The following is a 276-nucleotide window of genomic DNA, read 5'->3' on the forward strand; positions in this document are numbered from 1 at the left end:
CTGACGCTGGCCGACAAAGGCGACCCCGGCGTGCCGTTCAGTTGGCTGTGTTTCGGCAGCGAAGGCCGTCGCGAGCAGACACTGTTTACCGATCAGGACAACGGCATTCTGTTCGATGCCAAGGACGCCGCCGAAGCCGCAGCGATTCGCGGCCGCTTGTTGCCCCTGGCGCAGCAGATCAACCAGAGCCTGGCGCTGTGCGGCTTCAGTTTGTGCAAGGGCAATATCATGGCCGGTAACCCCGAACTGTGCCTGTCGCGGGCCGAGTGGGCGCGG

The 276-nt window shown here is 64.5% G+C and carries 1 protein-coding gene; it reads left to right on the forward strand.

Annotated features, from left to right (window positions below; translation table 11 throughout):
• On the forward strand, positions 1 to 276 hold a 276-nt coding region (locus KZZ04_RS19145), incomplete at both ends, for a DUF294 nucleotidyltransferase-like domain-containing protein (RefSeq protein WP_257903690.1).

The sequence above is a fragment of the Pseudoalteromonas sp. CR1 genome (genome assembly GCF_019392235.1).
In the GTDB taxonomy this organism is placed as follows: domain Bacteria; phylum Pseudomonadota; class Gammaproteobacteria; order Enterobacterales; family Alteromonadaceae; genus Pseudoalteromonas.